The sequence below is a fragment of the Pseudomonas sp. GM55 genome (assembly GCF_000282395.1).
In the GTDB taxonomy this organism is placed as follows: domain Bacteria; phylum Pseudomonadota; class Gammaproteobacteria; order Pseudomonadales; family Pseudomonadaceae; genus Aquipseudomonas; species Aquipseudomonas fluorescens_CC.
This window is the reverse complement of the sequence record NZ_AKJJ01000154.1, coordinates 1-26,171: the sequence shown is the minus strand read 5'-3', so window position 1 is coordinate 26,171 and position 26,171 is coordinate 1. Positions and strand designations below refer to the sequence as shown.

Below are 26,171 nucleotides of genomic sequence, written 5' to 3'. Positions count from 1 at the left end.
CGTTGACGTCCATCGCTGGAAAGCCAGCTCCTACAAGAACAGCGCATGACCTGTAGGAGCTGGCTTGCCAGCGATCGAGTGCGCAGCACTCGCCATGCGCCTGATCTTCCATTGACGAGACCCTTGCTATGGAACACCAACCTCTGACCCATCCGGTGAGTGCCGCCCCCGTGCGCGCTGCTCAGGGTGTTTCGCCAACGACGCGCGCCTGGTTTTTCCTCTCGCCGTCGATGCTGTTTCTTGGCGTATTGATTGCCGCCAGCCTGTTGGTACTGCGCATGAGCGTGGGCACCAAAGGCGCGGAATGGTCCGGGTTCAGCCTGGCCAGTTACGCCCAGTTGCTGGAACCCTATTACCTCAAATCGCTGATGCTGACCCTGCGCCTGGCGCTGATCAGCGCGGTGATCGCAGTGATCCTGGCGATCCCGGTGGCCTACACCATGTCGCGCCTGACCTCACCGTTCGTGCGACGGATCTTCCTGGCGGCAGTGTTGCTGCCATTGCTGGTCAACCTGCTGCTGCAAAGCTACGGCTGGCTGGTGATCCTCGGTCCCGGCGGCATGCTCAACCAGACTCTGATGGGCCTGGGCCTGATCAAGCGCCCGATCATGCTGTTGTACAACCAGAACGGCGTGTTGATGGGCCTGGTGCAAACCGCCTTCCCGCTGGCCGTGTTGCCGATTGCCAGCGCCATGCGCGGTGTCGCTCGCAGCTATGAAGAGGCCGCCGCCACCCTCGGTGCCAGTCGCTTGCAGGTGTTCCGCCAAGTGGTATTGCCAATGAGTCTGCCGGGGATCATTACCGGTGCGACCCTGGTGTTCGCCTACAACGCCAGCAGTTTCGTGGTGCCGTTGCTGCTCGGTGGCCGGCGTGTGCCGATGCTGGCGGTGATGGTGCATGACCAGATCGCCCCGCTGATGAACTGGCCCGCCGCATCCGCTGCCGGTGTGGTGCTGATCGTCACCACCCTGGCGATCATGACCCTGTCCGAATACATCACTGGCCGTCGTCGCCGCATGCTGGAGGCTTCGCAATGAGTACCCTGACCAAGAAGCGTTATGGCCTGTTGCCGGGTGAAACCGGCAAGTTTGCCGGCATCCTTTCGGGCTTCATCCTGCTGTTGGCGGTGCTGCCGATCCTGACCATGATCGTGATGTCGTTCAGCGGCGCGTCGAACCTCGACTTTCCGCCGAGCAGCTACAGCCTGCAATGGTACAAGGCGGCCTGGCACACCTTCGTCTCGCCGGATGCCAGCGATGTGCTGAGCCTGGGCAAGGCCATGACCACCAGCCTGATGGTGTCATGCCTGACCATGATCTTCGCCACGTTGATCGCGGTGCCAGCGGCTTACGCGCTGACCCGTTGCGAGTTCCGCGGCAAGGCCGTGGCGCTGCAATTGATGTCGCTGCCCCTGGTGTTCCCGATGGTGGTATTGGGGCTGGCGCTGCTGCTGGTGTTCGACAGCCTGCCGTTCCAGATGACCACCTCGCGACTGGTCATCGCCCATGTGATCCTGGCGTTGCCATTCGTGGTGAAGAACTGCACGGCGGCGATGCTCTCCATTGGCAGCGAAGTCGAAGAGGCCGCGCAAATGCTTGGCGCTTCACCGCTGCGGGCGATTGTCGATGTGGTGGTGCCGTTGATGAAGTCGGGGATCCTGGCGGGCATGCTGCTGGCGTTCATCGTCTCGTTCAACGAGTTCACCGTGACCTACTTCCTCTACACCATCGATGTGATGACCGTGCCGATCTGGATGTACAGCCGCACCGTGTCTTCGCTCGACCCAACCGTATTTTCGTTTGCCGTGCTGATCGTGCTGATCGACTTCGTCCTGATCTGGGCGCTGGAGAAGTTAGTCGGCGAAGGTGGCGTTTCGTTCTAGCTTCTGCCCGGAGGTGCCTGCGCTCGATCATGCTGCGTTAAAAGTCAGCTCAGAATGCTCATTGACTAAAGTCAACTCCGCTTCTTCGCAGACTTTTGCCTTGCCTGATCATCGCTCGGCGACCTCCAGACAGAACCTTATTTTTGAGGTGATTCTTATGTCTGGTCTGATTCTGGAAAACGTCGAGAAACATTACGGCTCGGCCTGCGCGGTAACGGATGTGAACCTGCATTTGCCCGAGGGCAAGCTGGTGTGTTTCCTCGGCCCTTCGGGCTGCGGCAAAACCACGTTGCTGCGCATGATTGCCGGCCTTGAAACCCTGACCGGCGGCGAGATCCGCCTGGACGGTGAGGACATCGGCAACACCCCGGCGCACCTGCGCAACTTCGGCATGGTGTTCCAGTCCCTGGCACTGTTCCCGCACATGACCGTGGGCGAGAACATCGCCTATCCGCTGAAACTGCGCGGGGTCAGCAAGGCCGATCAGCAGGCGCGGGTGGTGGAATTGCTGGAACTGATCCAGCTGCAACCGATGATCAATCGTCCGGTGGCCAAGCTCTCCGGTGGCCAGCGTCAGCGCGTGGCGATTGCCCGGGCGATTGCCTCGCACCCGAAAATCCTGCTGCTCGACGAACCGTTGTCGGCGCTGGACGCCAAGCTGCGCGAGTCGATGCAGGTGGAAATCCGTCAACTGCAACAACGCCTGAACATCACCACCATCATGGTGACCCACGACCAGCGCGAGGCCATGACCATGGCCGATATCGTGGTGGTGCTGGGTGAGCATCGGGTGCAGCAAGTGGGCACGCCGATTGAAATCTACCGGCACCCGGCCAACGAGTTCGTCGCGGACTTCATCGGCTCGGGCAACATCTTCCCGGCCACGGCGCTGGGCAACGGCAAGGTCAGCCTGCCGGGTGGCGATGCGCTGCAAGTGCCGATCTGCACCAGTATTGCGGCAGGGGAGAAGTTGAAGATGCTGATTCGTCCTGAAGACCTGCAACTGTCCGCCCCCCAGGCGACCGCGGGCAACCGCTTGCTGGGCAAGGTGACGTTCGTGCGCGATATCGGCGCGACCATCGAGACCACGGTGGAGTGTTCCGGGGTGTCGTTTACCGCGCTGAGTACGCCGTGTCAGGGCTTCGGCCTGAGCATTGGGCATCCGGTGTCGGTGACGTTGCCGGCAGAGGCTTGCCGGGTACTTGGCGCCTGATTTTCAGGGGGCTGCTGCGCAGCCCATCGCTGGCAAGCCAGCTCCTACAAGGACCGTGATCCCCCCTGTAGGAGCTGGCTTGCCAGCGATAGCGCCATTCGCAACACCACACCCTCCTGATCAGACCGATAGCCGCAATCGCGCCAGATCCCTTAACGGCGGCGCACCGAACAACCGGCTGTACTCCCGGCTGAACTGCGAAGGGCTTTCATAGCCGACGCGATACCCCGCCGCCGAAGCCTCCAGCCCTTCGGCCAGCATCAGCCGCCGCGCTTCCTGCAGGCGAAGCTGCTTCTGATACTGCAACGGACTCATCGCCGTCATCGCCTTGAAACGGTGATGCAGCGTCGACACGCTCAGGTTCACTTCTTTCGCCAGATCATCAATGCGCAACGGTTGTTCAAAATTGCCGTTGAGCCATTTGATCGCCTGGCTGATGCGATGGCTCTGACTGTTGGCGATGGCGATTTCGTACAGCCGATGCCCCTGTTTGCTGCGCAACAGTCGATAGAGGATCTCCCGGCGAATCAGCGGCGCGAGCATGGCGATGTCTTTAGGCGTGTCCAGTAGCCGTGCCAGACGCAGCACCGCATCAAGCATGTTGGTGTCGAGCCGTTCGACATACAGCCCGCGCCCGGTCGGCCGGGTGGGTACGCCGAGGGGGCCGGCGTCGGCGATCAGTGCAGTGATTTCCGTCGGGTCGATGTCCAGGCGCAAAGCCAGGATCGGTTCCTCGGCCGAGACATCCACCACCCGTCCACTCAGCGGCATCGAGACCGAGACCACCAGGTAGTTCAACGGGTCGTAGTTGAAGTACTCGTTGGCCAACTGAACTTCCTTGCGCCCCTGGGCCATGATGCACAGCGCCGGTTGCGCGAGCACCGGGGCGAATTCGTGGGACTGGCTGTGGCGTGACATGAACAGCGAGCCGATGGCCGTGGCATAACTGCCATCTTCGGCGGTGTTACGGCGAATGATCGCCGCCAGTTCTGCGCGCTGCTTTTCCATGTCGGTGTCCAGCGGGGCTTGAATGTGATCGAGCGACGACATGCGAGGCATCCTCGGCAAGGCAGGGTGGGAATGGGGCAGAGCATAAGTTTGTGCAAGTGACAGCGGTAGACACATCCTGCCAGATGCTTGCCTGATTCTGCCTGGGCTCGACCGGCGGTGTTAACACTAGAGCCTTGCGCCTGAAAAACTTGCTTGAAACTCGTATGGCAGAACCGTGACAGGGTTTTACCGCTTGTTACAGGCTTCCCATGCAGTTTCGCAGGATTGTGCAACGCGCCGGCAGGAATCGACTAACGAGGCCGGCGTCGCGGCCCTTAACCTTTGATCCTGTCGCAGCCCGTCCCCCGGCTGCCACGCGACTCCCCGGGAGGGTTGAACATGTCCAAGCAGATCCCCGTCAGTCATATGGCCTTCGTACGAGCGCGCGCCGGGCGTTCGGCGGAACTCGGTGTGCGCCTCAGCGCCCTGATCGAACCGTCCCGCGCAGCGCCAGGCTGCCTGAGCTTTGCCTTGCAGCATTCGCAGTGCGATCCGGATCTGTGGCTGGTGTCCGGTTTCTGGAGCAATCAACAGGCCATGACCGCGTACTTCAGCACGCCGACGATGGAGGTTTTTGCCGAGCTGGTACAGGACCTGGTGGTCAACAGCCTGGATTTCCACACCTTCAAGGATGTCTCGGCGGCGCAGGCCCTCGGTCAGTCCGCAGCGGCGGTACACAAACTGGCCGGTTGAGGGTTTAATGACAGCATTCTCAACCAGCCAGGATTCGCGACATGGCACGTAAAGCCTTTGAACACTTCGAAGCTGTTTCCGCTGTAGTACCGGGCGAGGGTGGTTACCACGCCGCTATCGCCGTCAAGGCGCTGGGTGGTTCCGGCGCCCCGCGCTTTCACAAAGTGCTGGAAGGCCAGGTCTTCAAGACCGCCCACGAGGCCGATGATGCGGCCGCCAAGGAGCTGACCCGTCTCAAGGACGTCGAGGAAAACACCGACCTGCTCTGGTAGTGACTTCACCGCCCCGGGCGGTACATCTTGAACAACGCCTCAGGCCCCAGCTGGAAATAATCCGCTGGCCCGCCGCCGCGCAGAATCGGTTCTGCCGCGGCGGTGTCGTATATCCCATCCTTCAACAGCCATTTGGCGATATGCACGGCGACCACTTCGCCGAGGATCAGCCAGCTCGGCACCACATCGCCGTCCGCCCGCTGCAACTGAATGATCTGCGTGACCTTGCACTCGAACGACACCGGGCTTTCGGCGACCCGTGGCACCTGAATGACCTTCGAGGCAGCGGTCGTCAGTCCGGCCAGCTCGAATTCGTTGACCTCGGGCCCGACCATGGCGCAGCTCTGGTTCATTTGCTCGGCCAGCGGCCGCGTCGCCAGGTTCCAGGCGAATTCGCCGGTCTGCTCAATGTTATTCAGGCTGTCTTTGCGCCCGATGCTGGAAAAACCAATGATCGGCGGAACGTAGTTGAAGGCGGTGAAGAAGCTGTAGGGCGCCAGGTTCAAGCGGCCCTCGGCATCCTGTGAAGAGATCCAGCCGATGGGGCGTGGGCCGACGATGGCGTTGAACGGGTCATGCGGCAGGCCGTGGCCGTTGGCGGGTTCGTAGAAATGGATGTCGTCGGGCATGGAGTGAATTCCTGGGGCGTTCGGGATGGCAAATAGTGCAGGCCGTATCGTGCAAGTTCCAGCTCAGGATTTTGCTTGACTGCAAAAAGATCGCAGAAACGACAAAGCCCGGCCAAAGCCAGGCTGTGGTGATGCGTTCAGGGATCAGTTGGTACGAGCGGTGTCGGTGCGATCGACGCTGTCGGTAGCGACTTTGGCTGCGTCGGTGCGATCGACGCTGTTGGTAGCGACATTGGCCGCGTCGGTGCGGCTGTCGCCAGCGGCGTTGCTTCGCGCGGTGAAGGCGGCGGAACCGGTGCGGTCGTAACCGTCGGCGGCGAAGGTATTGACCGCCAGTACAGATAGGGTCAGGGCGAGAATCAGTTTGGTGTTCATGGTGGTTACTCCAGATTCAGTTTGCACATCGCGTTGAATTGATCAGGCGGGTGCAGGATGAGTCCTGGGCATTAACCAGCGATTAGGACTGCCGAACTCTCTTGAGACCGAGCCGCGGCCTTCGCGAGCAGGCTCGCTCCTACAAAGGTCTGGTGTGCGCAGATCCAATGTGGGAGCGAGCCTGCTCGCGATAGGGCCACAACAGCCACCCTCAATGAAACTGTCAGTCAGTCTCGATCCGCGAATGCTTGCGGGTGTCTTTCATGGTGATGTACACCAGCAACGACACGGCAATACACGCGGTGACATACCAGTAGTAACCGGTCTCCATGCCGATGCTCTTGAACCATAGTGCGATGTATTCGGCGGTGCCGCCGAAGATCGATACGGTCAGTGCGTACGGCAGGCCCACGCCCAGGGCGCGAATTTCGGTCGGGAACAGTTCGGCTTTCACCACGGCATTGATCGAGGTGTAGCCGCTGACGATGATCAGTGCCGCCATGATCAGGAAGAACGCGCCCCACCAGGTCGTAATGGTGTGCAGGGTGGTGAGGATCGGTACGGTGAACAGGGTTCCCAGGATGCCGAAGGCAATCAGAATCGGCCGGCGACCGATTTTATCCGACAGCCCGCCGATGACCGGTTGCAGGCACATGAACAGGAACAGTGTGGCGGCGGAAATGGTGGTGGAGTCGGAAATGCTCATGCCGACGGTGTTCACCAGGTATTTCTGCATGTACGTGGTGTAGGTGTAGAACGCCAGGGTACCGCCCATGGTCAGGCCGACCACGGTCATCAGTTCCTTGGGGTGACGCAGCAAGGTGCGCATCGCGCTTTCCTTGGCTTTCTCTTTTTTGGTGAACGACTCGGTCTCTTCCATGCCGCGACGCAGGTACAACGCAACCACGGCACACAGCGCGCCGATGGCGAACGGGATGCGCCAGCCCCAGGCATAGAGTTCTTCGGTGGTCAGCAGTTGTTGCAGCACGATCAGCACCGCCAAGGCGATGAGCTGGCCGGAAATCAACGTCACATACTGGAAGCTGGAGTAGAAGCCGCGACGCTCCCTGGTTGCCATCTCGCTGAGGTAAGTGGCGGAGGTGCCGTATTCGCCACCCACCGACAGGCCTTGCAGCAAGCGCGCGAACACCAGCAGGATCGGCGCGCCGATGCCGATGATTTCGTAGCCTGGGCTCAGGGCGATCAGCAGCGAGCCGAAGCACATCAGGTACACCGAGGCCATCAGGGCCTTTTTGCGCCCGACCTTGTCGGCATACAGGCCCATCAGCCAGCCACCGATCGGACGCATCAGGAAGCCCACGGCGAAGATCGCGGCAGTGTTGAGCAGTTGGGCGGTGGTGTCGCCTTTGGGGAAGAAGGTCTTGGCGAAGTACAGGGAGAAAGCGGCGTAGACGTACCAGTCGTACCATTCGACCATGTTGCCGACGGAACCGCTGAAGATCGATTTGATGCGGCTGGAGGTGGTTCTTTCTTTGGCCGGCGCGGCAGCCGACCCAAGCGGCAGGGAGTTGGAGTTATCCATTGACGGATCCTTCATTTAATTGTTTTTGTGGAGCGCGGTGAAACGCAGTCTGCCTGGGCTATAGCAGGAGCTGTGCCAACGGGGAGAAGGCCGGTTTAGAGGGGGGAGGGTGTTTCGATGAGCGGAAATCCGCTTATTGGAAGTAAGTGGTGAGCGAAAAACTGCCTATTTGCTTCCGGGGAGTGTTGGCTGTGCCGGCCTCTTCGCTGGCAAGCCAGCTCCTACAGTGGATCTGTGTACTCCGCACATTGTAGGAGCTGGCTTGCCAGCGAAGGAGCCAGCTCGGGCGCTACAGGAACATCTCCCTGCTCAACCCATGCCGCTGCATCTTTTCATTGAAGGTCCGGCGCGGCAGTTGCAGTTCTTCGAGCACCGCTTTCACATCGCCCTTGTGCCGGGTCAACGCCGCACGCAGGCATTGCGCCTCAAACGCTTCCTGCTGCGCCGCCAGTGACTGGCCGGGCTCGATGCCCAAGGGCTCCGGCTCACCGAGCCCCAATACCTGACGCTCGGCGACGTTCGCCAGTTCGCGCACATTACCCGGCCAGTCATGGCTCAATAGATGGCTCAGCTGTGGACCGCTCAACGGTGGCAAGGTCCGCCCCAGGCGTTCGGCAGCGTTGCGGGCAAACGACTCGTAGAGCAATGGGATGTCCTCGCGCCGGTCGCGTAGCGGCGGCAAACGCAACTCGGCGACGTTCAAACGATAGGCCAGGTCTTCGCGAAAACGTCCGGCCCGCGCTTCGTCGAGCAGGTCCGGTTTGGTCGCGGCGATGATGCGCAAATCCACGCGGATGCTCTGGTTCGACCCCAGTCGCTCAAGCTTTTGCTCCTGTAGCACCCGCAACAGTTTCACCTGCTGGGCCAGTGGCATGCTTTCGATTTCATCGAGAAACAGCGTGCCGCCGTTGGCGTACTCCAGTTTGCCAATGCGCTTGCCGGACGCCCCGGTGAACGCGCCGCTCTCGTGGCCGAACAGCTCGGCCTCGAACAATTGCTCGGGGATGGCCGCGCAGTTGAGTGCGACAAAAGGCTTCTCGGCCCGCGGCCCGAAGTCGTGCAGGCAACGCGCAACCAGTTCCTTGCCGCTGCCGGTTTCACCGCGAATCAGCACGTTGACCGGCAGTGCTGCCAGGTCCAGCACCTGTCGACGCAGGGTCTGCAAACCCCGGGACACGCCGAGCAGCGTGGCATCCAGTCTGGCGCGGTTGTCCGCCTGCTCGTGCAGTGCGCGGTTTTCCAGCACCAGCCGGCGCTTGTCGAGGGCGCGGCGCAGGCTGCCGAGCAGGGTTTCCGGACTGAAGGGTTTTTCGAGGAAATCGTAGGCACCGTCGCGCATGGCCTCGACGGCCATCGGTACATCGCCGTGGCCGGTCAACAGGATCACCGGCAAATCGGCATCCCGGCGTTGCACCTCGGCCAGCAGTTCCAGGCCGGTCATGCCGGGCATGCGCACATCGCTGAGAATCACCCCGGCAAAGTGCCTGGGCAATTGCGCCAGGCATTCATCGGCGCGGCTGAACAGCTGTACCTCGAAACCTGACAGGCTCAACCATTGCTCGACGGCACTGCGGATGCTGCTTTCGTCGTCGACCACTATCACTGAGTTCAGCATGGTTCATGCACCTCCAGGTCGATGGGCAAGGTCACGGTAAACACGGCACCTTTGTCATGATTGTCGGCACTCAGGCGCCCGCCGGATTCGTGGATGATGGCAAACGATACGGCCAGACCGATGCCCAGGCCATCGCCCACCGGCTTGGTGGTGAAGAACGGATCGAAGACTTTGGACAGGTTCTCTTCGGCGATACCGCCACCGTTGTCGATCACGCTCAGGCGCCACAATTGCTCGTCGGCTTCGAGGCGGATTTCCAGGCGCTTGCAGGGTTTGTCCTGCATCGCATCGAGGGCGTTGCGCAGCAGATTGATCAGCACCTGTTCCAGGCGAATCGCATCGCCGCGCACCCAGGCCGGGCGGGTCAGGTGCAACACCGTGCTGACCTGTTCGTCGCGCAACCGGGTGTCGAGCAGTTGCAAAGCCTGGTCCACCACCGCCGCCAGGTCCAGGCGTTCGCGTAAACCGCTGGGGCTTTTGCGAGCGAAGGTTTTCAGGTGGCCGGTGAGGGCCGCCATGCGGGTGAGCATTTCATCTACCGGTTTGAGCGCCTTGTAGGCGTCGTCGACGCGGCCGTTATCGAGCAGCAGGCGCAAGGTCGCCAGCTGCATGCGCTGGGTGGTGAGCGGCTGGTTGATTTCGTGCGCCAGGGCGGCGGACATCTGCCCCAGTGCCGCGAGTTTGGCCGACTGTACCAGACCCTCCTGGGCGGTGCGCAGGTCACGGGTACGCTCTTGTACAAGCTGTTCGAGTTCTTCGCGACTGCGTTGACGCAGTTTGGCCAGGCGCCAGCGCTGGTTGAGAAACAGCAGCAGGAACACCAGGGTCAGCCATAGCCCGGCCGCGGCGAGCGCCGCATTGCGGCTGTCTTCGAAGGCGACTTGCGGGCGACGCAGCAGGTGCAGGGTCCAGCCCTCGGCACTCAGTGGCAGGGACTCCCACAGGTAATCCACCTTGCCGTCCGGGCCATCGACCCGAGCCAGGTCACTGTTGTCGTCGAAGCGCCGCAACGATTGAAACTCAAGCGGCGTCAGGGGCTGCTTGTCGTACTGACGGGTGGTCTTGAGTTCGGCATGATCGCTGTCGCTCAGCGGCTTGAGCAGGCGGTAGCGCCAGCCAGGCTGGTTGGCGATGAAAATGATCCCGCGTGCGTCGCTGACCAGCAGGGTGTCGCTGCCCTGACGCCACTCGCGCTCCAGTTCGGGAAATTCGAGTTTCACCACCATGGCGCCGAGGAACTGGCCATTGTCATCGCTGACCGCGCTGGAGAGGAAGTAGCCGGGAATCCCGCTGGTCACGCCTACCGCGTAAAAACGCCCGGTGCCCTGGGTGCGAGTCTGGTTGAAGTAAGGGCGGAACCCGTAGTTGTGACCGACATAACTGCTGGGCAGGCGCCAGTTGCTGGCCGCAATGGCCAGGCCGTTGCGGTCGAGCAATTCCAGGGTCGAGGATTCGGCGGCGCCGTTGATCTTTTCCAGTTTGCGGTTCAGCGCATCCTGCTGCTCTGGGCTCACCGCACCCCTGAGTGCCGAGCGCAGCTCCGGATCCAGCGCCAGCACAGCGGGCAGGGCACGGTAACGTTCGATCAGGGTATGCAGGGATGTGGCATACAGCGCCAATTGCTGATTGGCACGGGCGGCGTCTTCGACCATTGACTGGCGCACGGCGTGGCGCATGGCCAGGGTCGCGGCGATGGCGGCGCCGGCGATGATCAACAAGGTGTAGAGCGCCAGGCGCAGGGTTCGGGATGTCGGCAGCATGCAGAGAACAACAGGTGAAAATGGGGGTGAGCACCATAGCACGTGAACCACGATCGCCACTCGCCGGACACGTGCATCGGCTCGGTGCCTGGTTTTTTTTTGTATTGAGTGATGACCCGGTCAGATTTTCAGCAAACGAAAAAAAACCGGTCTGTCGTTGCCGACAGGCCGGTTCTTTCATAGGGTTTGAGTGCTGTTTACTGCACTTCCACCGCCAGGCTTTCACTGATCTTTTTCTGCCAGATGGCAGGACCGGTGATGTGTACGGACTCGCCTTTGCTGTCGACCGCTACGGTCACCGGCATGTCCTTGACCTCGAACTCGTAGATCGCTTCCATGCCCAGTTCGGCAAACGCCAGCACCTTGGACTTCTTGATTGCCTGGGCGACCAGGTAAGCGGCACCGCCGACGGCCATCAGGTACACGGCCTTGCTGTCCTTGATCGCTTCGATCGCGGTCGGGCCGCGCTCGGATTTGCCGATCATGCCCAGCAGGCCAGTCTGCTCGAGGATCTGACGGGTGAACTTGTCCATCCGCGTTGCGGTGGTCGGGCCTGCCGGGCCAACCACTTCGTCACCGACCGGATCGACCGGGCCGACGTAGTAGATGAAGCGACCCTTGAGGTCCACCGGCAGGGTTTCGCCCTTGTTCAGCATCTCGACCATGCGCTTGTGCGCAGCGTCGCGACCGGTGAGCATCTTGCCGTTGAGCAGGACGGTTTCGCCCGGCTTCCAGCTTTGCACTTCTTCCGGGGTCAGGGTGTCGAGGTTGACGCGACGGGCCGACGGGCCGGCTTCCCAGACGATTTCCGGGTAGGCGTCCAGCGGTGGCGCTTCCAGCGAGGCCGGGCCGGAACCGTCGAGCACGAAGTGCGCGTGACGGGTGGCGGCGCAGTTCGGGATCATGCACACCGGCAGGGAGGCGGCGTGGGTCGGGTAGTCCATGATCTTCACGTCGAGCACGGTGGTCAGGCCACCGAGGCCCTGGGCGCCGATGCCCAACTGGTTGACCTTCTCGAACAGCTCCAGGCGCATTTCTTCAATGCGGTTCTGCGGGCCACGGGCTTTCAGCTCATGAATGTCGATGGATTCCATCAACACTTCCTTGGCCATCACCGCGGCTTTCTCGGCGGTGCCGCCGATGCCGATGCCGAGCATGCCCGGTGGGCACCAGCCGGCACCCATGGTCGGAACGGTCTTCAGAACCCAGTCGACGATCGAGTCGGACGGGTTGAGCATGGCCATCTTCGACTTGTTCTCGGAGCCGCCGCCCTTGGCCGCCACGTCCACTTCCACGGTGTTACCCGGAACGATGGAGTAGTGGATAACGGCCGGGGTGTTGTCCTTGGTGTTCTTGCGAGCGCCCGCCGGGTCGGCGAGGATCGAGGCACGCAGGACGTTTTCCGGCAGGTTGTAGGCGCGACGCACGCCTTCGTTGATCATGTCGTCCAGGCTCATGGTCGCGCCATCCCAGCGCACGTCCATGCCCACGCGGACAAATACGGTGACGATACCGGTGTCCTGGCAGATCGGGCGGTGGCCGGTGGCGCACATGCGCGAGTTGATCAGGATCTGTGCCATCGAGTCGCGGGCCGCTGGCGATTCTTCGCGCAGGTAGGCCTCGTGCATCGCCTGGATGAAATCCACGGGGTGGTAGTAGGAAATGAACTGCAGGGCGTCGGCAACGCTCTGAATCAGGTCGTCTTGCTTGATCACGGTCATGAGTCGCGCTCCTCTAAAAGACGGGAACATTCAATAAGGTGCTTGCAGCTTGGGTGCATCGGTCGGTTGCAAGCACCTTTCAAGGCACGCCGGGCATGCTGGCGCGACGCTAAAAAGGCGCGGCAGTATACCGCGCCTCGCTCAAGGGCACACGCGCCAGTGGTCAAACCTTGGTCGTATGGGTAGGCATAACCCTGTAGGAGCTGGCTTGCCAGCGAAAGCGGTGGGTCAGGCGACACCTGTATTGCCTGTGCGGACGCCTTCGCTGTAGGAGCTGGCTTGCCAGCGAAAGCGGTGGTTCAGGCGACAACTGTATTGGACGCCTTCGCTGGCAAGCCAGCTCCTACAGGGGGAAATGGGTCACGGAAAATCGATGGTCATTTATCGGCCACGCCACTAAAGTGACATACGGTCTGTAGAGTAGGACGCTCTGTCAGTCTCTTTTCATTTGGTGAATCAACGATTGACCCATAACGCCATCCAGCGCCTGTTGCTCAAACGTTTCGCCCTGGCGGCCGGCACCTATGCTCTGGCATTGCTGTTGCTTTGGCTGGCGTTTTTTACCGGTCACTACGACACGCCGCTATCCAGTGTCGTCATCGGCAGCTTTCTGGTAGTGGCCAGCCAGGCCATCCTGTTCGCGGTGTTCTACCGTGGCTACAACCTGCGCTTCGCCGACCCCAGCCTGACCGAGGCGCAAGTGTTGCTGGGGCTGGGCTGGCAAACCTGGCTGATCGTCCATCTGGACGAAGCACGGGGCGCGTTTCTGGTGTTTTACGTGCTGATCCTGCTGTTCGGCCTGTTCCATCTGTCGCGCCGGTCTTTTGTACGATGTGCGTTGCTGGTGTTTTTCAGCTTCAGTGCGATCACTTTGTGGGAGGGCTACCACTTCCAGCTGCCTGACCCGGCCATGGCGCTGTTGCAGGTTTGCGTGCTGTTCATCGTACTGGTGTGGCTGGTGCTGTATGCCCGCCATGTCCAGGCCTCGCGACAGCGTATGCGTCAGCGGCGTTTTGCGTTGCAGGCGCACCAGGACACGTTGCGCGGGATGATGCGTCAGCTCGAAGACCTGGTGGCCACCGACGAGCTCACCGGCCTGTTCAATCGCCGGCATTTCCTGCGTCTGGCTTCCCGCGAGTTGAAAGCCATGGACGCGGGTGTCATGCATGGCCTGGCGTTGATCGACCTCGACCATTTCAAGCGCATCAACGACCTGCACGGCCATGCCGCTGGCGATCAGGTGCTGCAAGCCTTTGCCGGCGTTGCCACCGCGTGCCTGCGCGACGGTGACGTTCTGGCTCGCTACGGTGGCGAAGAGTTCGTGGTGCTGCTGCCCGATTGTGATGCCGACAGTCTGACTTCGTGCTGCGAACGGCTGCGCATCGCATTCACCGATGTCGAATTGATCGGGCTGAGTGTGCGCAACCTGAGCCTGTCCGCCGGCATGACCCTGCTGGAACCGGGCGACGACCTCGATGATGCCCTGCAACAGGCCGATCAGGCGCTCTATCGCGCCAAACGTGATGGCCGCAACCGATGCGCGGCGGCATGGGAGAACGTCGATGCCTGAACTGCAGGTCGGCGAGCGCCACTGGTCGGTGGCGGCGGGCAGCAATCTGCTCGATGCACTGAATCAGAACGGCGTGCCGGTGCCTTACAGTTGCCGCGCCGGCAGTTGCCATGCGTGCCTGGTGCAGTGTGTACGGGGCCTGCCGAGTGACAGCCGCCCCGATGCCCTGAGTGCACAGCAGCGTGAACAGGGCTGGCGGCTGGCGTGCCAGTGCCAGGTGGTCGAGGACTTGCAGGTGCATGCCTTCGACCCGCTAGAGGACGGTCGCCCGGCCGAGGTTGCGGCCGTCGATTGGTTGAGCGACAGCGTGTTGCGCTTGCGCTTGACCCCACAGCGACCGTTGCGCTATAGCGCTGGCCAGCATCTGGTGTTGTGGGTGGGCAGCGTGGCGCGGCCTTATTCTCTCGCCAGCCTGCCGCAGGAAGACCGTTTTCTGGAGTTTCATCTCGATTGCCGCAAGCCCGGGGAATTCAGCGATGCCGCCAGGCAATTGCGCATCGGCGATCCGATCCGTCTCGGTGAACTGCGCGGCGGTGCCTTGCATTACGACCCTGACTGGCACGCCCGGCCGTTGTGGCTGATGGCGGCCGGCACCGGGTTGGGGCCGTTGTTTGGCGTATTGCGCGAAGCGCTGCGCCACGATCATCAGGGCGCCATCCGCGTCATTCACCTGGCCCATGATGCCGATGAGCACTACCTGGCCAAACCTCTGCAAGCCATGGCCGCCAGCCGTCCGAACTTGAATGTCGAACTGTGGACCCCGGCCGAGTTGCCAGCAGCTTTGGCGCAACTGCGGCTTGTTTCGCGGCAAACCCTGGCCTTACTCTGCGGAGCCCCCGACAGTGTCGACGCCTTCGCCCGGCGCCTGTATCTGGCGGGATTGCCGCGCAATCAACTGCTGGCCGATGTGTTCCTGCCCCGTGGTTGAGCGCTGACTTTTCAGACGCGAGACCTGCCATGACCGATGCCATCCAAGTTGAACGCGAACGCGGCCTGTTGACCCTGCGCCTGAATCGCCCGGACAAGAAAAACGCCCTGACCCGCGCCATGTACAGCCACCTGGCCGAAGCGTTGAAACAGGCCGACAGCGACCCTGAGATCAACGCCGTGTTGATCACCGGCTCCGCCGAATGCTTCACCGCCGGCAACGACATCGCCGATTTCATCCAGCAACCGCCGAGCGGCCTCGACAGCCCGGTATTCCAGTTCATGCTCAGCCTGCTTGAATGCCGCAAACCGGTGATCGCCGCCGTGGCTGGAGCGGCGGTGGGCATTGGCACGACGCTGTTGCTGCATTGCGATCTGGTCTACGTCAGCCGTGATGCGCGGTTGCGCATGCCATTCGTCAACCTGGGTTTATGCCCTGAGTTTGGTTCCAGTCTGCTCTTGCCGCGTTTGCTCGGGCAGGCCAAAGCGGCGGAACTGTTGCTGCTCGGTGAGGGGTTCAATGGTGAACAGGCTGCCGCGTGGGGCATTGCGTCCGAGGCGCTGGGCAGTGGCGAAGAGGCCTTGGCCAAGGCGCGGGAGATGGCGCTGCGCTTCGAGTCGCTGCCGCCTGAAGCGGTGCGCATCAGCAAGCAATTGATGAAAGCGCCGGATCGGGAACTGTTGCGCAAGGTAATAGAAGAAGAGGGCGCGTTGTTCACCCAGCGGCTGCGCTCGCCGGAAGCGATTGCGGCGTTGTCGGGGTTTATCAGGAAGCATTGAATTTTCGCTGGATGGGCGGGCCTCTTCGCTGGCAAGCCAGCTCCTACAAGGACCGCGTTGTACCTGTAGGAGCTGGCTTGCCAGCGAAGAGGCCCGCCCAAACAACACATTGTCCGGCTCAGAAACACAAAAGCCCCGCCATTCACATGGCGAGGCTTTCGTCTTTCAGCAAGCGGTCACTCAGACCATCGGGTCGCCAACGTGCAGGATCTTCATGCCGTTGGTACCGCCGGTGGTGTGGTAGCTGTCGCCCTTGGTCAGGATGACCCAGTCGCCTTTCTCTACGACGCCGCGCTTGACCAGCTCGTCGATCGCCTTCTGGCTGACTTCGTTCGGCGCCAGCGAAGCCGGATCGAACGGGATGGTGTACACGCCACGGAACATTGCCGCGCGAGCCTGGGCTTCGCGGTGCGGGGTGAACGCGTAGATCGGCACCGAGGAACGGATACGCGACATGATCAGCGGGGTGTAGCCACTTTCGGTCAGGGCGATGATCGCTTTCACGCCCGGGAAGTGGTTGGCGGTGTACATGGTCGCCAAGGCAATGCTCTCGTCGCAGCGCTGGAATTCCTTGCCGATGCGGTGGCTGGAGGTCTTGCTGGTCGGGTGTTTTTCGGCGCCGACGCAGATACGCGCCATGGCCTGAACGGCTTCCAGCGGGTACAGGCCAGCGGCACTTTCGGCCGAGAGCATCACGGCATCGGTGTAGTCGAGCACGGCGTTGGCCACGTCGGACACTTCGGCGCGGGTCGGCATCGGGTTCTGGATCATCGACTCCATCATCTGGGTCGCCACGATCACAGCCTTGTTGTGGCGGCGTGCGTGCAGAATGATCTTCTTCTGGATGCCCACCAGCTCGGCGTCGCCGATTTCCACACCCAGATCACCACGGGCAACCATCACTGCGTCGGACGCCTTGATCAGGCCATCGAGGGTTTCGTCATCGGCCACGGCTTCGGCGCGTTCGATCTTCGCCACCAGCCAGGCAGTGCCGCCGGCTTCGTCGCGCAGTTGACGGGCGTATTCCATGTCGGCGGCGTCACGCGGGAAGGATACCGCGAGGTAGTCGACTTCCATTTCCGCAGCGAGCTTGATGTCAGCCTTGTCTTTTTCAGTCAGGGCCGGAGCGGTCAGGCCGCCACCGCGACGGTTGATACCTTTGTGGTCGGACAGCGGGCCGCCGATGGTCACGGTGCAGTTCAGCTCGGTGGCAGTGGCGGTATCGACGCGCATCACCACGCGGCCGTCGTCGAGCAGCAGCTCGTCGCCCACACCGCAGTCCTTGACCAGGTCCGGGTAGTCGATGCCGACCACTTGCTGATTGCCTTCGGTCAGAGGATGGCTGGTGGAGAAGGTGAATTGATCACCGATCTTTAGCTCGATCTTCTTGTTGGCGAATTTGGCGATACGGATTTTCGGGCCTTGCAGGTCACCCAGCAGGGCGACGAAGCGACCGTGCTTGGCCGCGAGGTCACGCACCAGCTTCGCGCGAGCCTTGTGCTCGTCGGGGGTGCCGTGGGAGAAGTTCAGGCGGGCGACGTCCAGGCCAGCCAGGATCAGCTGTTCGAGAACTTCCGGCGAGTTACTGGCCGGGCCAAGGGTGGCGACGATTTTGGTGCGACGGACGGACATGCAAAGACTCCTGAGTTCAAGCGCTGAGTGAGGCTACTATGCTCCGATGGTGTAGTCATTGTTCGTCTGCACTACTTTTTTTGAAGAGCTTGGTTTTTTTGAAGAACTTGGTTAATGCCTTCTTTATTGAACCAGGCAACTTCTCGATTCCACAGCCTGAAGATTTCCGACCATGGGTCGATACAGGGTTCAAGACAGGAGATCCCCCATGCGATTCGTGCTCATTGCCACCCTTGCCATCGGCGCCCTAAGCGTCACGGGCTGCACCCGTTGGTCGATGAACCATCATTTGAACAATGCCTACAGCGCCTATGACCGGGGCAATTGCGAGCAAGTGATGCTCGAGCTGTCCAAGGTCGAACGCGACAGCCGCGCGCGGCCTTACGTGTGGCCGGAGGTGTCAATGATGCGCGGCCAGTGCCTGGAACGGCAGAAGATGTTTATCGACGCGGCCCAGACCTACCAGTTCATTATTGCCGCGTATCCACAAAGCGAATACGCCTACCGCGCCCACGCCCGCCTGGAAACCTTGCAGAGCCTGGGGCACTACCCGATGCGCAGTGCTGCGGCCGTTAAACCGACGCAGTTCTGATGGCAGTAACCCTCTGATCGATGTCTCGCCGACGGTGGTGAGCTATAGTCGAAGAAACCGGTTCTGGAGCCTTGTCTCTGAACCGGGGCAACACCTGTGACCGGCACAAGCAAGACTCTGCGCTTCAAGGACTGGCGCACCGGAAGCGGGGAGAGCGGGCAAAGACTTATACGTACCCGTTCCGAAGCAGTAGTGCGGCTCTGCTTAAGAGCCATGCATAGCGATATTGCATATGTTCACCGACCGCCGAATCGAGCGGCATCAACTGCCGTACTTCCTGAAAGTTTTCAACGGCGTCACCGACAAACCCATCGGTTTTCTGGGCAACGTCTCTGAAGACGGGCTGATGCTCATCAGCCAGTTGCCGATGATGATCGGCGCAGATTTCAACCTGCGCCTGAAAATTCCCGCCAGCGAAGGTGGCCAGCGGATCATCGACCTGCAAGCCTGTTGCCTGTGGTGCCATGAAGACGTGACCCCTCAACATTACGACGCCGGGTTCAGCCTGCAACGGGCACCGCCGGAGTATGGGCAATTGGTGGAGGCGTTGAAGCAGTATTTCAGTTTTCTGCCGTTGCCGGCTTCCGCTTGAGATCACCGGGAAACAGGCTGTAGTGATTGCCCAGGCTCAAACTCCAGCTCTTTTCCAGCCCAGGTACCGAGTCACCAACTCTGCCCCCAACTCCCCGGGCCGCGCATCCATCACCAGAACTCCATGAGCATTCAACCGTTCGTGGAGTTCCGCTCGTGCATTCAGGTAGTCCACAGTCCCGCAATAGGCCAGCGCCTCGGGCAAGGTCTGCACCGGTAATTGACGCAGGGTGTCGAGTACGTCTTCACGCAGGCTCGCGACCAGCACCTGATGCTGCTGGCTCAGGCGTTTGACTGCCGAGAGCAACTCATCGTCGTCCTCATCCCGCAGGTTGGTCACCAGCACCACCAGCGCCCGGCGTTTTTGCCGTGCCAGCAGTTGCGTTGCCGCCGCTTGGTAGTCGGTGCTGCATTGGGTGCTGTTCAAGTCATAAACGCTGTTGAGCAGAGTGTTGAGATGGCTGGTGCCTTTTACCGGTGCAAGGTAGCGCGGTTGTTCGCTGGCAAAGGTACTCATGCCCACCGCGTCGCCCTGACGTAGCGCGACGTAGCTGAGCAACAGACAGGCGTTGAGGGCGTGATCGAAGTGCGACAGCTCATCATCCTGGCTGCGCATGTGCCGGCCGCAGTCGAGCATGAAAATGATTTGCTGGTCGCGTTCGTCCTGATACTCCCGGGCAATCGGTGTGCGCTGGCGGGCGGTGGCTTTCCAGTCGATCTGGCGCAGGCTGTCACCCTCGCGAAACTCGCGCAATTGATGAAACTCCAGGCCCAGGCCCCGTCGTTGTTTCTGGCGCACGCCAAGCTGGCTGAGCCAGTTATCCACCGCCAGCAATTGCCCTTCATAGAGACGGGCGAAGTCGGGATAGACGCGGGTGGCATAGGGCAGGGTGAGCAAACGTCTGTCCGACCAGAGCCCCAAGGGGCTTGGCAGGTTGATTTCACAGCGTTCGAAGCTGAAATGGCCGCGTTTGAGCGGACGCAGGCGATAACCGGCCAGGCTGTGCTGACCGGGGTGCAGCTCGACTGACAGTGGCAGGTTTTCAAAGCTCAGGCCCGCTGGCACATGGTCGAAGACTTGCACGTTCAACGGTTGGGGAAAGTCGTGTTCAAGGGTCAGTTGCACTTCGCTCCATCGGCCCAGCGCCAGGCTGCCGGGCAACTGGCGCTTCAGCCGGGGCGAAGGCAGGCGCTTCACGCGAACAGCATCCAGCAGGGCCAGGGCCAGCAGCGCCAGGAGCAACCCCCAGTTGATCGCCATGAGATTCACCGGAACCGTGAACTCCAGTGCCCGCAAAGTGCCCGACACAATGCCGCAGGCCAGCAGGATCAACAGCCAGGCGAGCATCAGGCGCGACGGTTTCACAGGCGCGGTGCCGGCACTTGGTCGAGCAGCTGCTGGAGCACCTGATCGACATCCAGGCCCTCGATATCCAGCTCCGGTGCGATGCGCACACGATGACGCAGCACGGCCAGGGCGCAACCCTTGATGTCATCCGGAATCACGAAATCACCGCCGCGCAGCAGCGCACGGGCCCGGGCACATCGCACCAGCGCGATGGACGCGCGTGGCCCGGCGCCGAGGATCAAACCGGGCCAGTTGCGGGTGGAGCGGGCCAGGCGCACGGCGTAATCGAGCACCTGATCATCCAGCGCCAGGTCGCTGGCGATACGTTGCAGGGCCAGTACATCCTTGGCCTGCAACAACGTGCGCATCGGTTGAACATCGAGCATGTCGGCCCGGGTCGAGCGGCTGACCTGACGGACCATGTTCAGCTCCTGTTCGGCGTCGGGGTAATCCATGCGCACCTTGAGCATGAAGCGGTCGAGTTCGGCCTCTGGCAACGGGTAAGTGCCTTCCTGTTCAATCGGGTTTTGCGTGGCGAGCACCATGAACGGTTGCGCAATCGGCAATGGACGCCCTTCGAGGGTGACTTGCCGTTCCTGCATGGCTTCGAGCAGCGCCGCCTGGGTTTTCGCCGGGGCGCGGTTGATTTCGTCGGCCAACAACAGGTTGGTGAACAGCGGGCCTTTGCGCAGTTTGAATTGTTCGGTCTGCAAGTCGTACACCGCGTGCCCGGTGACGTCGCTGGGCATCAGGTCCGGGGTGAACTGGATGCGCGCAAATTCGCCGCCGAAGCAGCGGGCGAGGGCACGCACTAACAGGGTCTTGCCCAAACCCGGTACGCCTTCGAGCAGTACATGACCGCCGGCAATCAGCGCGGTCAGGACGTCGTCGATCACGCTGTCCTGGCCGATCAAGGCTTTTTGCAATTCATTGCGTACGGCCTGGGCCAGGTGGCTGGCACGCTGACGTTGCTGAGCGGCATGGTTCGGTACGTCGGGCTCGATCGGTTGACTCATAGGGCGTTCCTCAAGGATTGCAGGTGGGCGACCTGACGGCTGAATTCAACGCTGGAAAGCCGTTGCTTCGGTCGCGGGCTCATGGCCTGGCTGATAGCGCGTGTGGGTTGGCCGGTCAGGCGTGCGAGCACCAGCCATTGTTCGGCAACACCGAGTTGTTCAAAGCCGGGATGGCGACGCCGCACACGCCGCAGGATGTCCTGTTGCAAGGCTTGCAGCAGGCCGGCCTGACCGTTGCGGCGCAACAGGAAGTCAGCACTGGCGCGCAGGTGCTCCTGCAGTTGCCGGCGTGCTTTCGACGCCGGTTCCTGCAATGGCCCCTGCCGCACGCCAAAGTGCCAGAACCCCAGGCCGATCAAGGCGAACAATGCAACCAGTGCCTGGGGGAAATAACGCAGCAGCAAGGTCGGCAGGCTGTCGTGATCGGTGTTGAAGACCAGTGTCACGCGGGTGTCGGCGGTCAGGTACCAGAGCAGCCAGGCGTTGTCGTACTGCTCGATGGCCGGGGTTTTCCACAAGTCGGCATCGGTGACCACGATGATCGAGCCGAGCCCGTGATCGAGCTGCATCATGTGCGTGGCCGTGGCGCTGTTGGCCCAGGCCTGGGCGAGGTTTTTCGGGTCTTCGAGATGGAACGCGGTATCGAAACCGGCATAGGCCGGGGCGTCTTCGCCTTCCAGATAGAGCTTGGTCAGTTGCGGGTACGGATCTTCGCCGACATTGGGTGGCGGAGCCTTGAGGTCCTTGCTCAGGAACTGGTGCACTTGCGCTCGATCGAGCAGCAGGTCGTTGCTATGGCCGAGTTTTTCATCCCACAGGGACTCGGCGACGAACAGAAGCCGCCCGCCGGCCTGGGTCCAGTTCATCACCTGGTCGATCTGCCGTGGAGTCATGTTGTCGCGGTCACCGAGCAACAGCAGGCTGTGTTGATGCGGGTCGAGGCTGGGCAGGATGTCGAGGCCATTGGCGTGGTCGACGCTCATGCCTTGCTTGCGCAGAAAGAGCTCCGCCGCCAGATATGGGTTGGCTTTGGCTTCGGGGGAGGGGCCGTGGTCGATTTCGCTCTGGTAGGGCGTGGCCTTGAGGTACAGATAAATACTCAATGCAGCCACCAACACGGCGATCAACGCCCCGGCTATCGCCCCCCGGCGCCGACTCAACGGATAGCCTGCGAGCCGAACAGAATACGCCAGCCGTTACACAGTTCCTGCTGCACCTGGGCGGGTGGCAGGCGATGACCGTAGGCCATGTTTTGCCAGTGCCCGGTGAGATCTTTGCTGTACGCCAGCAGGGCCGGTCGCTGTAACAGCTCAACGCGCCGAAGTACCTGGCCTTCGGTATCGGCGGCCTTGAGTGCGATGTTGAAATCGTGCATCAGGCGACTGAGCAGGGCGCGATAAAGCAAGCCGAGGGCTTCGCGCGGATGGGTCTGCCAGAGACTTTCAGCGATGGTGGCGATGTCGGTGGGCAGGGACTCGGATTTGAGGTCCAGGCCGAACACCTGCTGCGGTAACGGCCGGGTGTTTTTTATGTCGAGGGGTGGTCGTCGGCTGACGAACGCTTGCAACCAGTCGCGATAGTGCCAGATCAACAGGCCGAGAGCTCCGATGACGGTGCCCCACAGCACGATTTCAATCAGGCTCGCCAATGCCCCGAAGCGTTGCCCCTCAAGCAGCTTCAGCAGGGCCTTCAACCATTGCGGTGTCTTGCCGTCGTCCCGGGCTTCAGCGCTTGGCTGGTCTTCGCCAAAACGGTAGCGCGTCACTGTTTCCCGGTTCTTGAAGGGCGGCTGTTCGAGGACCGTCTTGATGCTGTCCCTGGAAGCCTGACTGGTCAGGGGCTGGTCCAGCAAGCGTGGGCTGTCGGGTGAAATGGCCGGTTCGGCGGCCCACACGTTGTGTGGGGTCGGCATCAGTAATATCACGCCGATCAACAGGGCTGCGCCTGCACGGGTGAGGCGTTGGCGCATTCGGCGGAACACCAGTTCGATATCCCAGGCCTCCAGCACCGTGCGTCGGTTCAGGTAAAGGCTGAAGCCGCTGGCGACATAGATCGGTTCCCAGACCACCAGCACCAGTGCATAAAAAGCGTTGGTCAGATGTTCCAGCCAACGCCAGTCCCGGGTGGCCGCAGAGATCAGCGACTGCCAGCTCCAGTCGAGCGCGACCTGCTGTGGCAGCAACAGATAGAACAACCCCATCAAGCCGATCCACAACGTGCCCTCCAGGTGCGCGCCGATGATCGTCAGCCAGCGTGCGGCGCTGGCGTCTCGCTGCAACAGCACCTGTAGACGCTGTTGCCGTTGCGGTCCGTTGAGTCCTTCGAGTTGCATCACAGGCATCGCGAAACTGCGATGCAGACTCAGGCGTCGCCAGGTCAGGCTGGCCAGCAATTGCGGTTTGAGCAGGCGTGGCCATTGCTGCAGGGCCTGTTTGAGAGTAGGCGTTTCACCGAACATGGCTTTGGACAGGATGTACAAGGGCAGGCGTTCGAACGCCGGCTTCAGCCACCAGAAAATCAACACGGCGAGAGTGGGCGAATCCCAGAGTCCCCAACTGAGCAGCGCGAAAACGGGCAAGGTGACCATGGCCCAACTGGTCATCAACAGGCGTCGGTGGCGCTGGTTCAGGAGCACGCCGAGGTCCATGGCTTCCCAGGTCGGGCGCGGGCTAATCACCACCGTGGCGTCACTCAGGTGCATGGCGGGGACGTCCGGCAAACACGAGGTAAACCATCACCAGCAACCAGAGCGCTGCGCCAACCAGGTACTTGGTCTGGTGCGACGGGCCAGTCATTGATGACCAGTAGGCTTCGATAAACGCCGCAATCAACAGGAACAGCATGACCCCGCAGATCAGCAGCACACTCTTTCGCGCAGCCAAACGCAAGGCCTCGGCGCGTGGCAGGCGCCCCGGGGCGATCAACGCCCAGCCCAGCTTCAGGCCGGCGGCACCGGCCAGGGCGATGGCGCTGAGTTCGAAGGCGCCATGGCCGATCACGAATGACCAGAAGGTTTGCCCGTAGCCGACGTAGGTCAGGTGCCCGGCCACCGCACCGATCATCAGGCCGTTGAAAATCAGGAAGAACACGCTGCCCAGGCCAAACAGCAAACCACTGGCGAAGGTCTGAAAGGCGATGCCGATGTTGTGCATGATGTAGTAGCCGAACATCGCCCAGTCCTCGCTGGCGGCTCGTTCCGCCGTGCGCCCGAGGTGTCCGGCAACGGGGTCGTACATGCTTTGCATCTCGTTGACCTGCTCGGCGGGGATCAGGTTGTAGACCAGGTCCGGGTACAGGTACACCAGCAGCGCAAAACCGGCCAGGCTGGCAAAGAACATCAGGCTGGCGGCGAGGACGAAACGCCACTGTTCGCGCACCAGTCGCGGAAAGTCGGCCAGGATGAATGCCAGCACGTTGGCGCCCGGACGGCTGCGGTGACAGTAGAGTTGTTGGTGTCCGCGCAGCACTTGTTGCTGCAGGGAATCGATCAGAAAACTGCTGTAGCCCCGCTCCCTGGCCAGTGCCAGGTGTTGGCAGAGACGTCGGTAGTCCCTCGGGAAATTGCCGGCACCGGTGGCTTTCCTGTCGTGCTCCAATTGCTCGAGCAGGTGAGCGAACTGTTCCCATTCGGCCTTGTGCCGGTTTTCAAAAAGACTTTGCTTCATGTCGGCCCCAATAAACTGCGGGCAATGCCGTTGAGCTCGGTCACCGCCTGCTGAGCCGGGACTTGCAACGGTTGAGCGAGGATCGCAGCCAGTTCATCGGCCCGCGCCCGGGAGAGTTCACCCTGGCGCTCGGCAAACCCGAGAATGGCCCGTTGTTCGCTGAATGTCAGGGCAAAGGCCGGACGGCGGGGCAGGGCTTCGGGGAGTTCGGGGCGGGTATGCGGTGGTTCGCGGTAGATCACCAGGGTCCCGGCGGCGATATCGCCGAGGCGCTTGAAGTGAGGATGTTGCAGGCAACTGATGGCCCCGAGGAAGTAACCGAACGGCAGCAGGTCGACAACGCGCAGCAGGTTGCGCAGCAGCGACGCGGACCAGCCGATCGGGGTGCCATCGTCATGCACCACCCGTAGTCCCATCCATTGCTTGCCCGGCGAGCGGCCGTGGTTGAGCACCTCGAACAGCACCATGTACCACCAGCTCACCACGAACAGCAGGATCGAGCCGAGTCCGGCCCCCAGTTTTCCGAGCATCGCCAGTGCAATGAACAGCACGCCCAGGACCAGACCGCGCAAACCAAGGTCGATGGCGAACGCCAGCGCACGGACCATCAACCCGGCCGGGCGCAGTGGCAGGTCGACGCCCTCCGGCGTTTCGACCTGGTACCGCGTATCCAGCGGCGGTGACAGCGGCGCATTCCCTGGCAGTGCTGGGGGCTCGAGCATGGGCAACCTGATGATGTGGCCTGGATCGGGATTGTGTATCCATTCGATGCTAGCAGCCTATTCGAGGGGGGCGGGGGGAAACGACATAACTGTGTGTTGCATGGTGAGTCGTTCAAGGTGCTTGAATGACAAGACTACTGGCCGGGGCGGGAGGTGAACGCCTAGACTTTGCCGATCTTCTGTTCAGGAATCGCCCGTGACCTCCATCTTCTGGTACGACTACGAAACCACTGGCATCAATCCCCGTTGTGACCGTCCATTGCAAATGGCCGGCCTGCGCACGGATTTCGATCTCAATGAAATCGACGAGCCGGTCAATCTTTACTGCCAGCCCAGTGACGACATCCTGCCGCATCCGGCGGCCTGCACGATCACGGGAATCACCCCCGGGCAACTGCAGGCGCAAGGCTTGAGCGAAGCCGATTTCATGACCCGGGTGCATGCCCAGCTCGCGGCGCCCGGTACCTGTGGCGCGGGGTATAACACTTTGCGTTTCGACGACGAAATGACCCGCTACAGCCTGTACCGGAACTTTTTCGACCCTTATGCGCGGGAGTGGCAGGGGGGGAACAGCC

The 26,171-nt window shown here is 61.6% G+C and carries 25 protein-coding genes; 11 read left to right on the top strand and 14 right to left on the bottom strand.

The genetic code is table 11. From position 1 onward, the window contains the following. Positions 1–128 precede the first annotated feature (128 nt). The 3 genes from PMI31_RS29150 (at position 129) to PMI31_RS29140 (ending at position 3,095) form a co-directional block, all read left to right on the top strand. Positions 129–1,037 (top strand): ABC transporter permease, encoded by a 909-nt coding sequence (locus tag PMI31_RS29150; RefSeq protein WP_008023746.1) that lies wholly within the window; start codon positions 129–131, stop codon positions 1,035–1,037. Beyond that, entirely contained in the window at positions 1,034–1,882 is an 849-nt protein-coding gene (locus PMI31_RS29145; RefSeq protein ID WP_008023744.1) for an ABC transporter permease, read from the top strand. The genes PMI31_RS29150 and PMI31_RS29145 overlap by 4 nt, the downstream gene beginning before the upstream one ends. Positions 1,883–2,039: 157 nt before the next feature. Next, complete coding sequence (locus PMI31_RS29140; RefSeq protein WP_008023742.1) at positions 2,040–3,095, top strand: ABC transporter ATP-binding protein; 1,056 nt, start codon at positions 2,040–2,042, stop codon at positions 3,093–3,095. 120 nt (positions 3,096–3,215) lie between these two features. On the opposite strand, the gene PMI31_RS29135 is transcribed toward PMI31_RS29140, so the two are convergent. Continuing rightward, complete coding sequence (locus tag PMI31_RS29135) at positions 3,216–4,145, bottom strand: AraC family transcriptional regulator (protein ID WP_008023739.1); 930 nt, start codon at positions 4,143–4,145, stop codon at positions 3,216–3,218. A gap of 339 nt (positions 4,146–4,484) precedes the next feature. On the opposite strand from PMI31_RS29135, the gene PMI31_RS29130 reads away from it, so the two are divergent. Together PMI31_RS29130 and PMI31_RS29125 are read left to right on the top strand one after the other, a co-directional pair. Then, positions 4,485–4,838 (top strand): putative quinol monooxygenase, encoded by a 354-nt coding sequence (locus tag PMI31_RS29130; RefSeq protein ID WP_008023737.1) that lies wholly within the window; start codon positions 4,485–4,487, stop codon positions 4,836–4,838. Positions 4,839–4,879: 41 nt separating this feature from the next. Further along, complete coding sequence (locus tag PMI31_RS29125) at positions 4,880–5,110, top strand: hypothetical protein (RefSeq protein ID WP_008023735.1); 231 nt, start codon at positions 4,880–4,882, stop codon at positions 5,108–5,110. A 5-nt stretch (positions 5,111–5,115) separates the two neighbouring features. Here the strand turns inward: PMI31_RS29125 and PMI31_RS29120 are convergent, their stop codons facing one another. The 6 genes from PMI31_RS29120 to PMI31_RS29095 all read right to left on the bottom strand — a co-directional run bounded on the left by PMI31_RS29120 (position 5,116) and on the right by PMI31_RS29095 (position 12,753). Next, the gene (locus PMI31_RS29120; RefSeq protein WP_008023733.1) at positions 5,116–5,739 is read right to left on the bottom strand and encodes a flavin reductase family protein; all 624 of its coding nucleotides are present in this window, start codon (positions 5,737–5,739) and stop codon (positions 5,116–5,118) included. Positions 5,740–5,883: 144 nt separating this feature from the next. Further along, entirely contained in the window at positions 5,884–6,114 is a 231-nt protein-coding gene (locus tag PMI31_RS29115; RefSeq protein ID WP_008023732.1) for a hypothetical protein, read from the bottom strand. 223 nt (positions 6,115–6,337) lie between these two features. After that, positions 6,338–7,657, bottom strand: a complete 1,320-nt coding sequence (locus PMI31_RS29110) for an MFS transporter (protein WP_008023731.1) — start codon at positions 7,655–7,657, stop codon at positions 6,338–6,340. Positions 7,658–7,946: 289 nt separating this feature from the next. Beyond that, the gene (locus tag PMI31_RS29105; RefSeq protein ID WP_008023729.1) at positions 7,947–9,272 is read right to left on the bottom strand and encodes a sigma-54-dependent transcriptional regulator; all 1,326 of its coding nucleotides are present in this window, start codon (positions 9,270–9,272) and stop codon (positions 7,947–7,949) included. Next, positions 9,266–11,032 carry a sensor histidine kinase gene (locus tag PMI31_RS29100; protein ID WP_008023728.1) on the bottom strand — a complete coding sequence of 589 codons (1,767 nt, stop codon included), beginning with the start codon at positions 11,030–11,032 and terminating at the stop codon, positions 9,266–9,268. The genes PMI31_RS29105 and PMI31_RS29100 overlap by 7 nt, the downstream gene beginning before the upstream one ends. A 197-nt stretch (positions 11,033–11,229) precedes the next feature. Then, the gene (locus PMI31_RS29095) at positions 11,230–12,753 is read right to left on the bottom strand and encodes a fumarate hydratase (RefSeq protein WP_007931196.1); all 1,524 of its coding nucleotides are present in this window, start codon (positions 12,751–12,753) and stop codon (positions 11,230–11,232) included. A 463-nt stretch (positions 12,754–13,216) separates the two neighbouring features. Here PMI31_RS29095 and PMI31_RS29090 point away from each other — a divergent pair, with 463 nt between their 5' ends. Genes PMI31_RS29090 through PMI31_RS29080 form a run of 3 tightly spaced genes read left to right on the top strand, consistent with a single transcriptional unit; the run spans position 13,217 to position 16,030 of the window. Further along, the gene (locus tag PMI31_RS29090) at positions 13,217–14,323 is read left to right on the top strand and encodes a GGDEF domain-containing protein (protein WP_043302744.1); all 1,107 of its coding nucleotides are present in this window, start codon (positions 13,217–13,219) and stop codon (positions 14,321–14,323) included. After that, complete coding sequence (locus PMI31_RS29085; RefSeq protein WP_008023724.1) at positions 14,316–15,251, top strand: iron-sulfur-binding ferredoxin reductase; 936 nt, start codon at positions 14,316–14,318, stop codon at positions 15,249–15,251. The genes PMI31_RS29090 and PMI31_RS29085 overlap by 8 nt, the downstream gene beginning before the upstream one ends. Before the next feature lie 29 nt (positions 15,252–15,280). Further along, positions 15,281–16,030, top strand: coding sequence for an enoyl-CoA hydratase-related protein (locus PMI31_RS29080; protein ID WP_008023723.1), 750 nt, complete (start codon positions 15,281–15,283; stop codon positions 16,028–16,030). 180 nt (positions 16,031–16,210) lie between these two features. Here the strand turns inward: PMI31_RS29080 and pyk are convergent, their stop codons facing one another. Next, entirely contained in the window at positions 16,211–17,662 is a 1,452-nt protein-coding gene (pyk, locus tag PMI31_RS29075) for a pyruvate kinase (RefSeq protein ID WP_008023720.1), read from the bottom strand. 208 nt (positions 17,663–17,870) lie between these two features. Here pyk and PMI31_RS29070 point away from each other — a divergent pair, with 208 nt between their 5' ends. Continuing rightward, the gene (locus PMI31_RS29070) at positions 17,871–18,254 is read left to right on the top strand and encodes a tetratricopeptide repeat protein (RefSeq protein WP_008023718.1); all 384 of its coding nucleotides are present in this window, start codon (positions 17,871–17,873) and stop codon (positions 18,252–18,254) included. Between the two features lie 232 nt (positions 18,255–18,486). Next, positions 18,487–18,846, top strand: a complete 360-nt coding sequence (locus PMI31_RS29065) for a PilZ domain-containing protein (protein ID WP_008023717.1) — start codon at positions 18,487–18,489, stop codon at positions 18,844–18,846. A 36-nt stretch (positions 18,847–18,882) separates the two neighbouring features. On the opposite strand, the gene PMI31_RS29060 is transcribed toward PMI31_RS29065, so the two are convergent. Genes PMI31_RS29060 through PMI31_RS29035 form a run of 6 tightly spaced genes read right to left on the bottom strand, consistent with a single transcriptional unit; the run spans position 18,883 to position 25,596 of the window. Beyond that, positions 18,883–20,211: a DUF58 domain-containing protein gene (locus PMI31_RS29060; RefSeq protein ID WP_008023714.1), complete on the bottom strand. Its 1,329-nt coding sequence runs from the start codon at positions 20,209–20,211 to the stop codon at positions 18,883–18,885. After that, positions 20,208–21,209: an AAA family ATPase gene (locus PMI31_RS29055; RefSeq protein ID WP_008023712.1), complete on the bottom strand. Its 1,002-nt coding sequence runs from the start codon at positions 21,207–21,209 to the stop codon at positions 20,208–20,210. Before PMI31_RS29055 ends, PMI31_RS29060 begins: the two co-directional genes overlap by 4 nt. Further along, a complete protein-coding gene (locus tag PMI31_RS29050; protein ID WP_008023708.1) occupies positions 21,206–22,369 on the bottom strand; it encodes a DUF4350 domain-containing protein in 1,164 nt (387 codons plus the stop codon). The genes PMI31_RS29055 and PMI31_RS29050 overlap by 4 nt, the downstream gene beginning before the upstream one ends. Continuing rightward, a complete protein-coding gene (locus PMI31_RS29045; protein WP_008023706.1) occupies positions 22,366–23,910 on the bottom strand; it encodes a DUF4129 domain-containing protein in 1,545 nt (514 codons plus the stop codon). The genes PMI31_RS29050 and PMI31_RS29045 overlap by 4 nt, the downstream gene beginning before the upstream one ends. Then, on the bottom strand, positions 23,897–24,874 hold the full coding sequence (locus PMI31_RS29040; RefSeq protein WP_008023704.1) for a stage II sporulation protein M: 978 nt from the start codon (positions 24,872–24,874) through the stop codon (positions 23,897–23,899). The genes PMI31_RS29045 and PMI31_RS29040 overlap by 14 nt, the downstream gene beginning before the upstream one ends. Next, positions 24,871–25,596, bottom strand: coding sequence for an RDD family protein (locus tag PMI31_RS29035; RefSeq protein WP_008023703.1), 726 nt, complete (start codon positions 25,594–25,596; stop codon positions 24,871–24,873). Before PMI31_RS29035 ends, PMI31_RS29040 begins: the two co-directional genes overlap by 4 nt. Before the next feature lie 196 nt (positions 25,597–25,792). Between PMI31_RS29035 and PMI31_RS29030 the strand changes: the two genes are divergently transcribed. Continuing rightward, the coding region (locus PMI31_RS29030; protein ID WP_008023702.1) for an exonuclease domain-containing protein at positions 25,793–26,171 on the top strand (379 nt) is incomplete at its 3' end.

Bases quoted from the DNA above. Each gene is read 5' to 3' on its own strand.
- PMI31_RS29070 (WP_008023718.1), top strand. From the start codon at position 17,871: ATGCGATTCGTGCTCATTGCCACCCTTGCCATCGGCGCCCTAAGCGTC.
- PMI31_RS29045 (WP_008023706.1), bottom strand. From the start codon at position 23,910: ATGCACCTGAGTGACGCCACGGTGGTGATTAGCCCGCGCCCGACCTGG.
- PMI31_RS29120 (WP_008023733.1), bottom strand. From the start codon at position 5,739: ATGCCCGACGACATCCATTTCTACGAACCCGCCAACGGCCACGGCCTG.
- PMI31_RS29145 (WP_008023744.1), top strand. From the start codon at position 1,034: ATGAGTACCCTGACCAAGAAGCGTTATGGCCTGTTGCCGGGTGAAACC.
- PMI31_RS29100 (WP_008023728.1), bottom strand. From the start codon at position 11,032: ATGCTGCCGACATCCCGAACCCTGCGCCTGGCGCTCTACACCTTGTTG.
- PMI31_RS29095 (WP_007931196.1), bottom strand. From the start codon at position 12,753: ATGACCGTGATCAAGCAAGACGACCTGATTCAGAGCGTTGCCGACGCC.
- PMI31_RS29055 (WP_008023712.1), bottom strand. From the start codon at position 21,209: ATGAGTCAACCGATCGAGCCCGACGTACCGAACCATGCCGCTCAGCAA.
- PMI31_RS29150 (WP_008023746.1), top strand. From the start codon at position 129: ATGGAACACCAACCTCTGACCCATCCGGTGAGTGCCGCCCCCGTGCGC.
- PMI31_RS29140 (WP_008023742.1), top strand. From the start codon at position 2,040: ATGTCTGGTCTGATTCTGGAAAACGTCGAGAAACATTACGGCTCGGCC.
- PMI31_RS29115 (WP_008023732.1), bottom strand. From the start codon at position 6,114: ATGAACACCAAACTGATTCTCGCCCTGACCCTATCTGTACTGGCGGTC.
- PMI31_RS29065 (WP_008023717.1), top strand. From the start codon at position 18,487: ATGTTCACCGACCGCCGAATCGAGCGGCATCAACTGCCGTACTTCCTG.
- PMI31_RS29040 (WP_008023704.1), bottom strand. From the start codon at position 24,874: ATGAAGCAAAGTCTTTTTGAAAACCGGCACAAGGCCGAATGGGAACAG.
- PMI31_RS29110 (WP_008023731.1), bottom strand. From the start codon at position 7,657: ATGGATAACTCCAACTCCCTGCCGCTTGGGTCGGCTGCCGCGCCGGCC.
- PMI31_RS29085 (WP_008023724.1), top strand. From the start codon at position 14,316: ATGCCTGAACTGCAGGTCGGCGAGCGCCACTGGTCGGTGGCGGCGGGC.
- PMI31_RS29105 (WP_008023729.1), bottom strand. From the start codon at position 9,272: ATGCTGAACTCAGTGATAGTGGTCGACGACGAAAGCAGCATCCGCAGT.
- PMI31_RS29080 (WP_008023723.1), top strand. From the start codon at position 15,281: ATGACCGATGCCATCCAAGTTGAACGCGAACGCGGCCTGTTGACCCTG.
- pyk (WP_008023720.1), bottom strand. From the start codon at position 17,662: ATGTCCGTCCGTCGCACCAAAATCGTCGCCACCCTTGGCCCGGCCAGT.
- PMI31_RS29135 (WP_008023739.1), bottom strand. From the start codon at position 4,145: ATGTCGTCGCTCGATCACATTCAAGCCCCGCTGGACACCGACATGGAA.
- PMI31_RS29035 (WP_008023703.1), bottom strand. From the start codon at position 25,596: ATGCTCGAGCCCCCAGCACTGCCAGGGAATGCGCCGCTGTCACCGCCG.
- PMI31_RS29125 (WP_008023735.1), top strand. From the start codon at position 4,880: ATGGCACGTAAAGCCTTTGAACACTTCGAAGCTGTTTCCGCTGTAGTA.
- PMI31_RS29130 (WP_008023737.1), top strand. From the start codon at position 4,485: ATGTCCAAGCAGATCCCCGTCAGTCATATGGCCTTCGTACGAGCGCGC.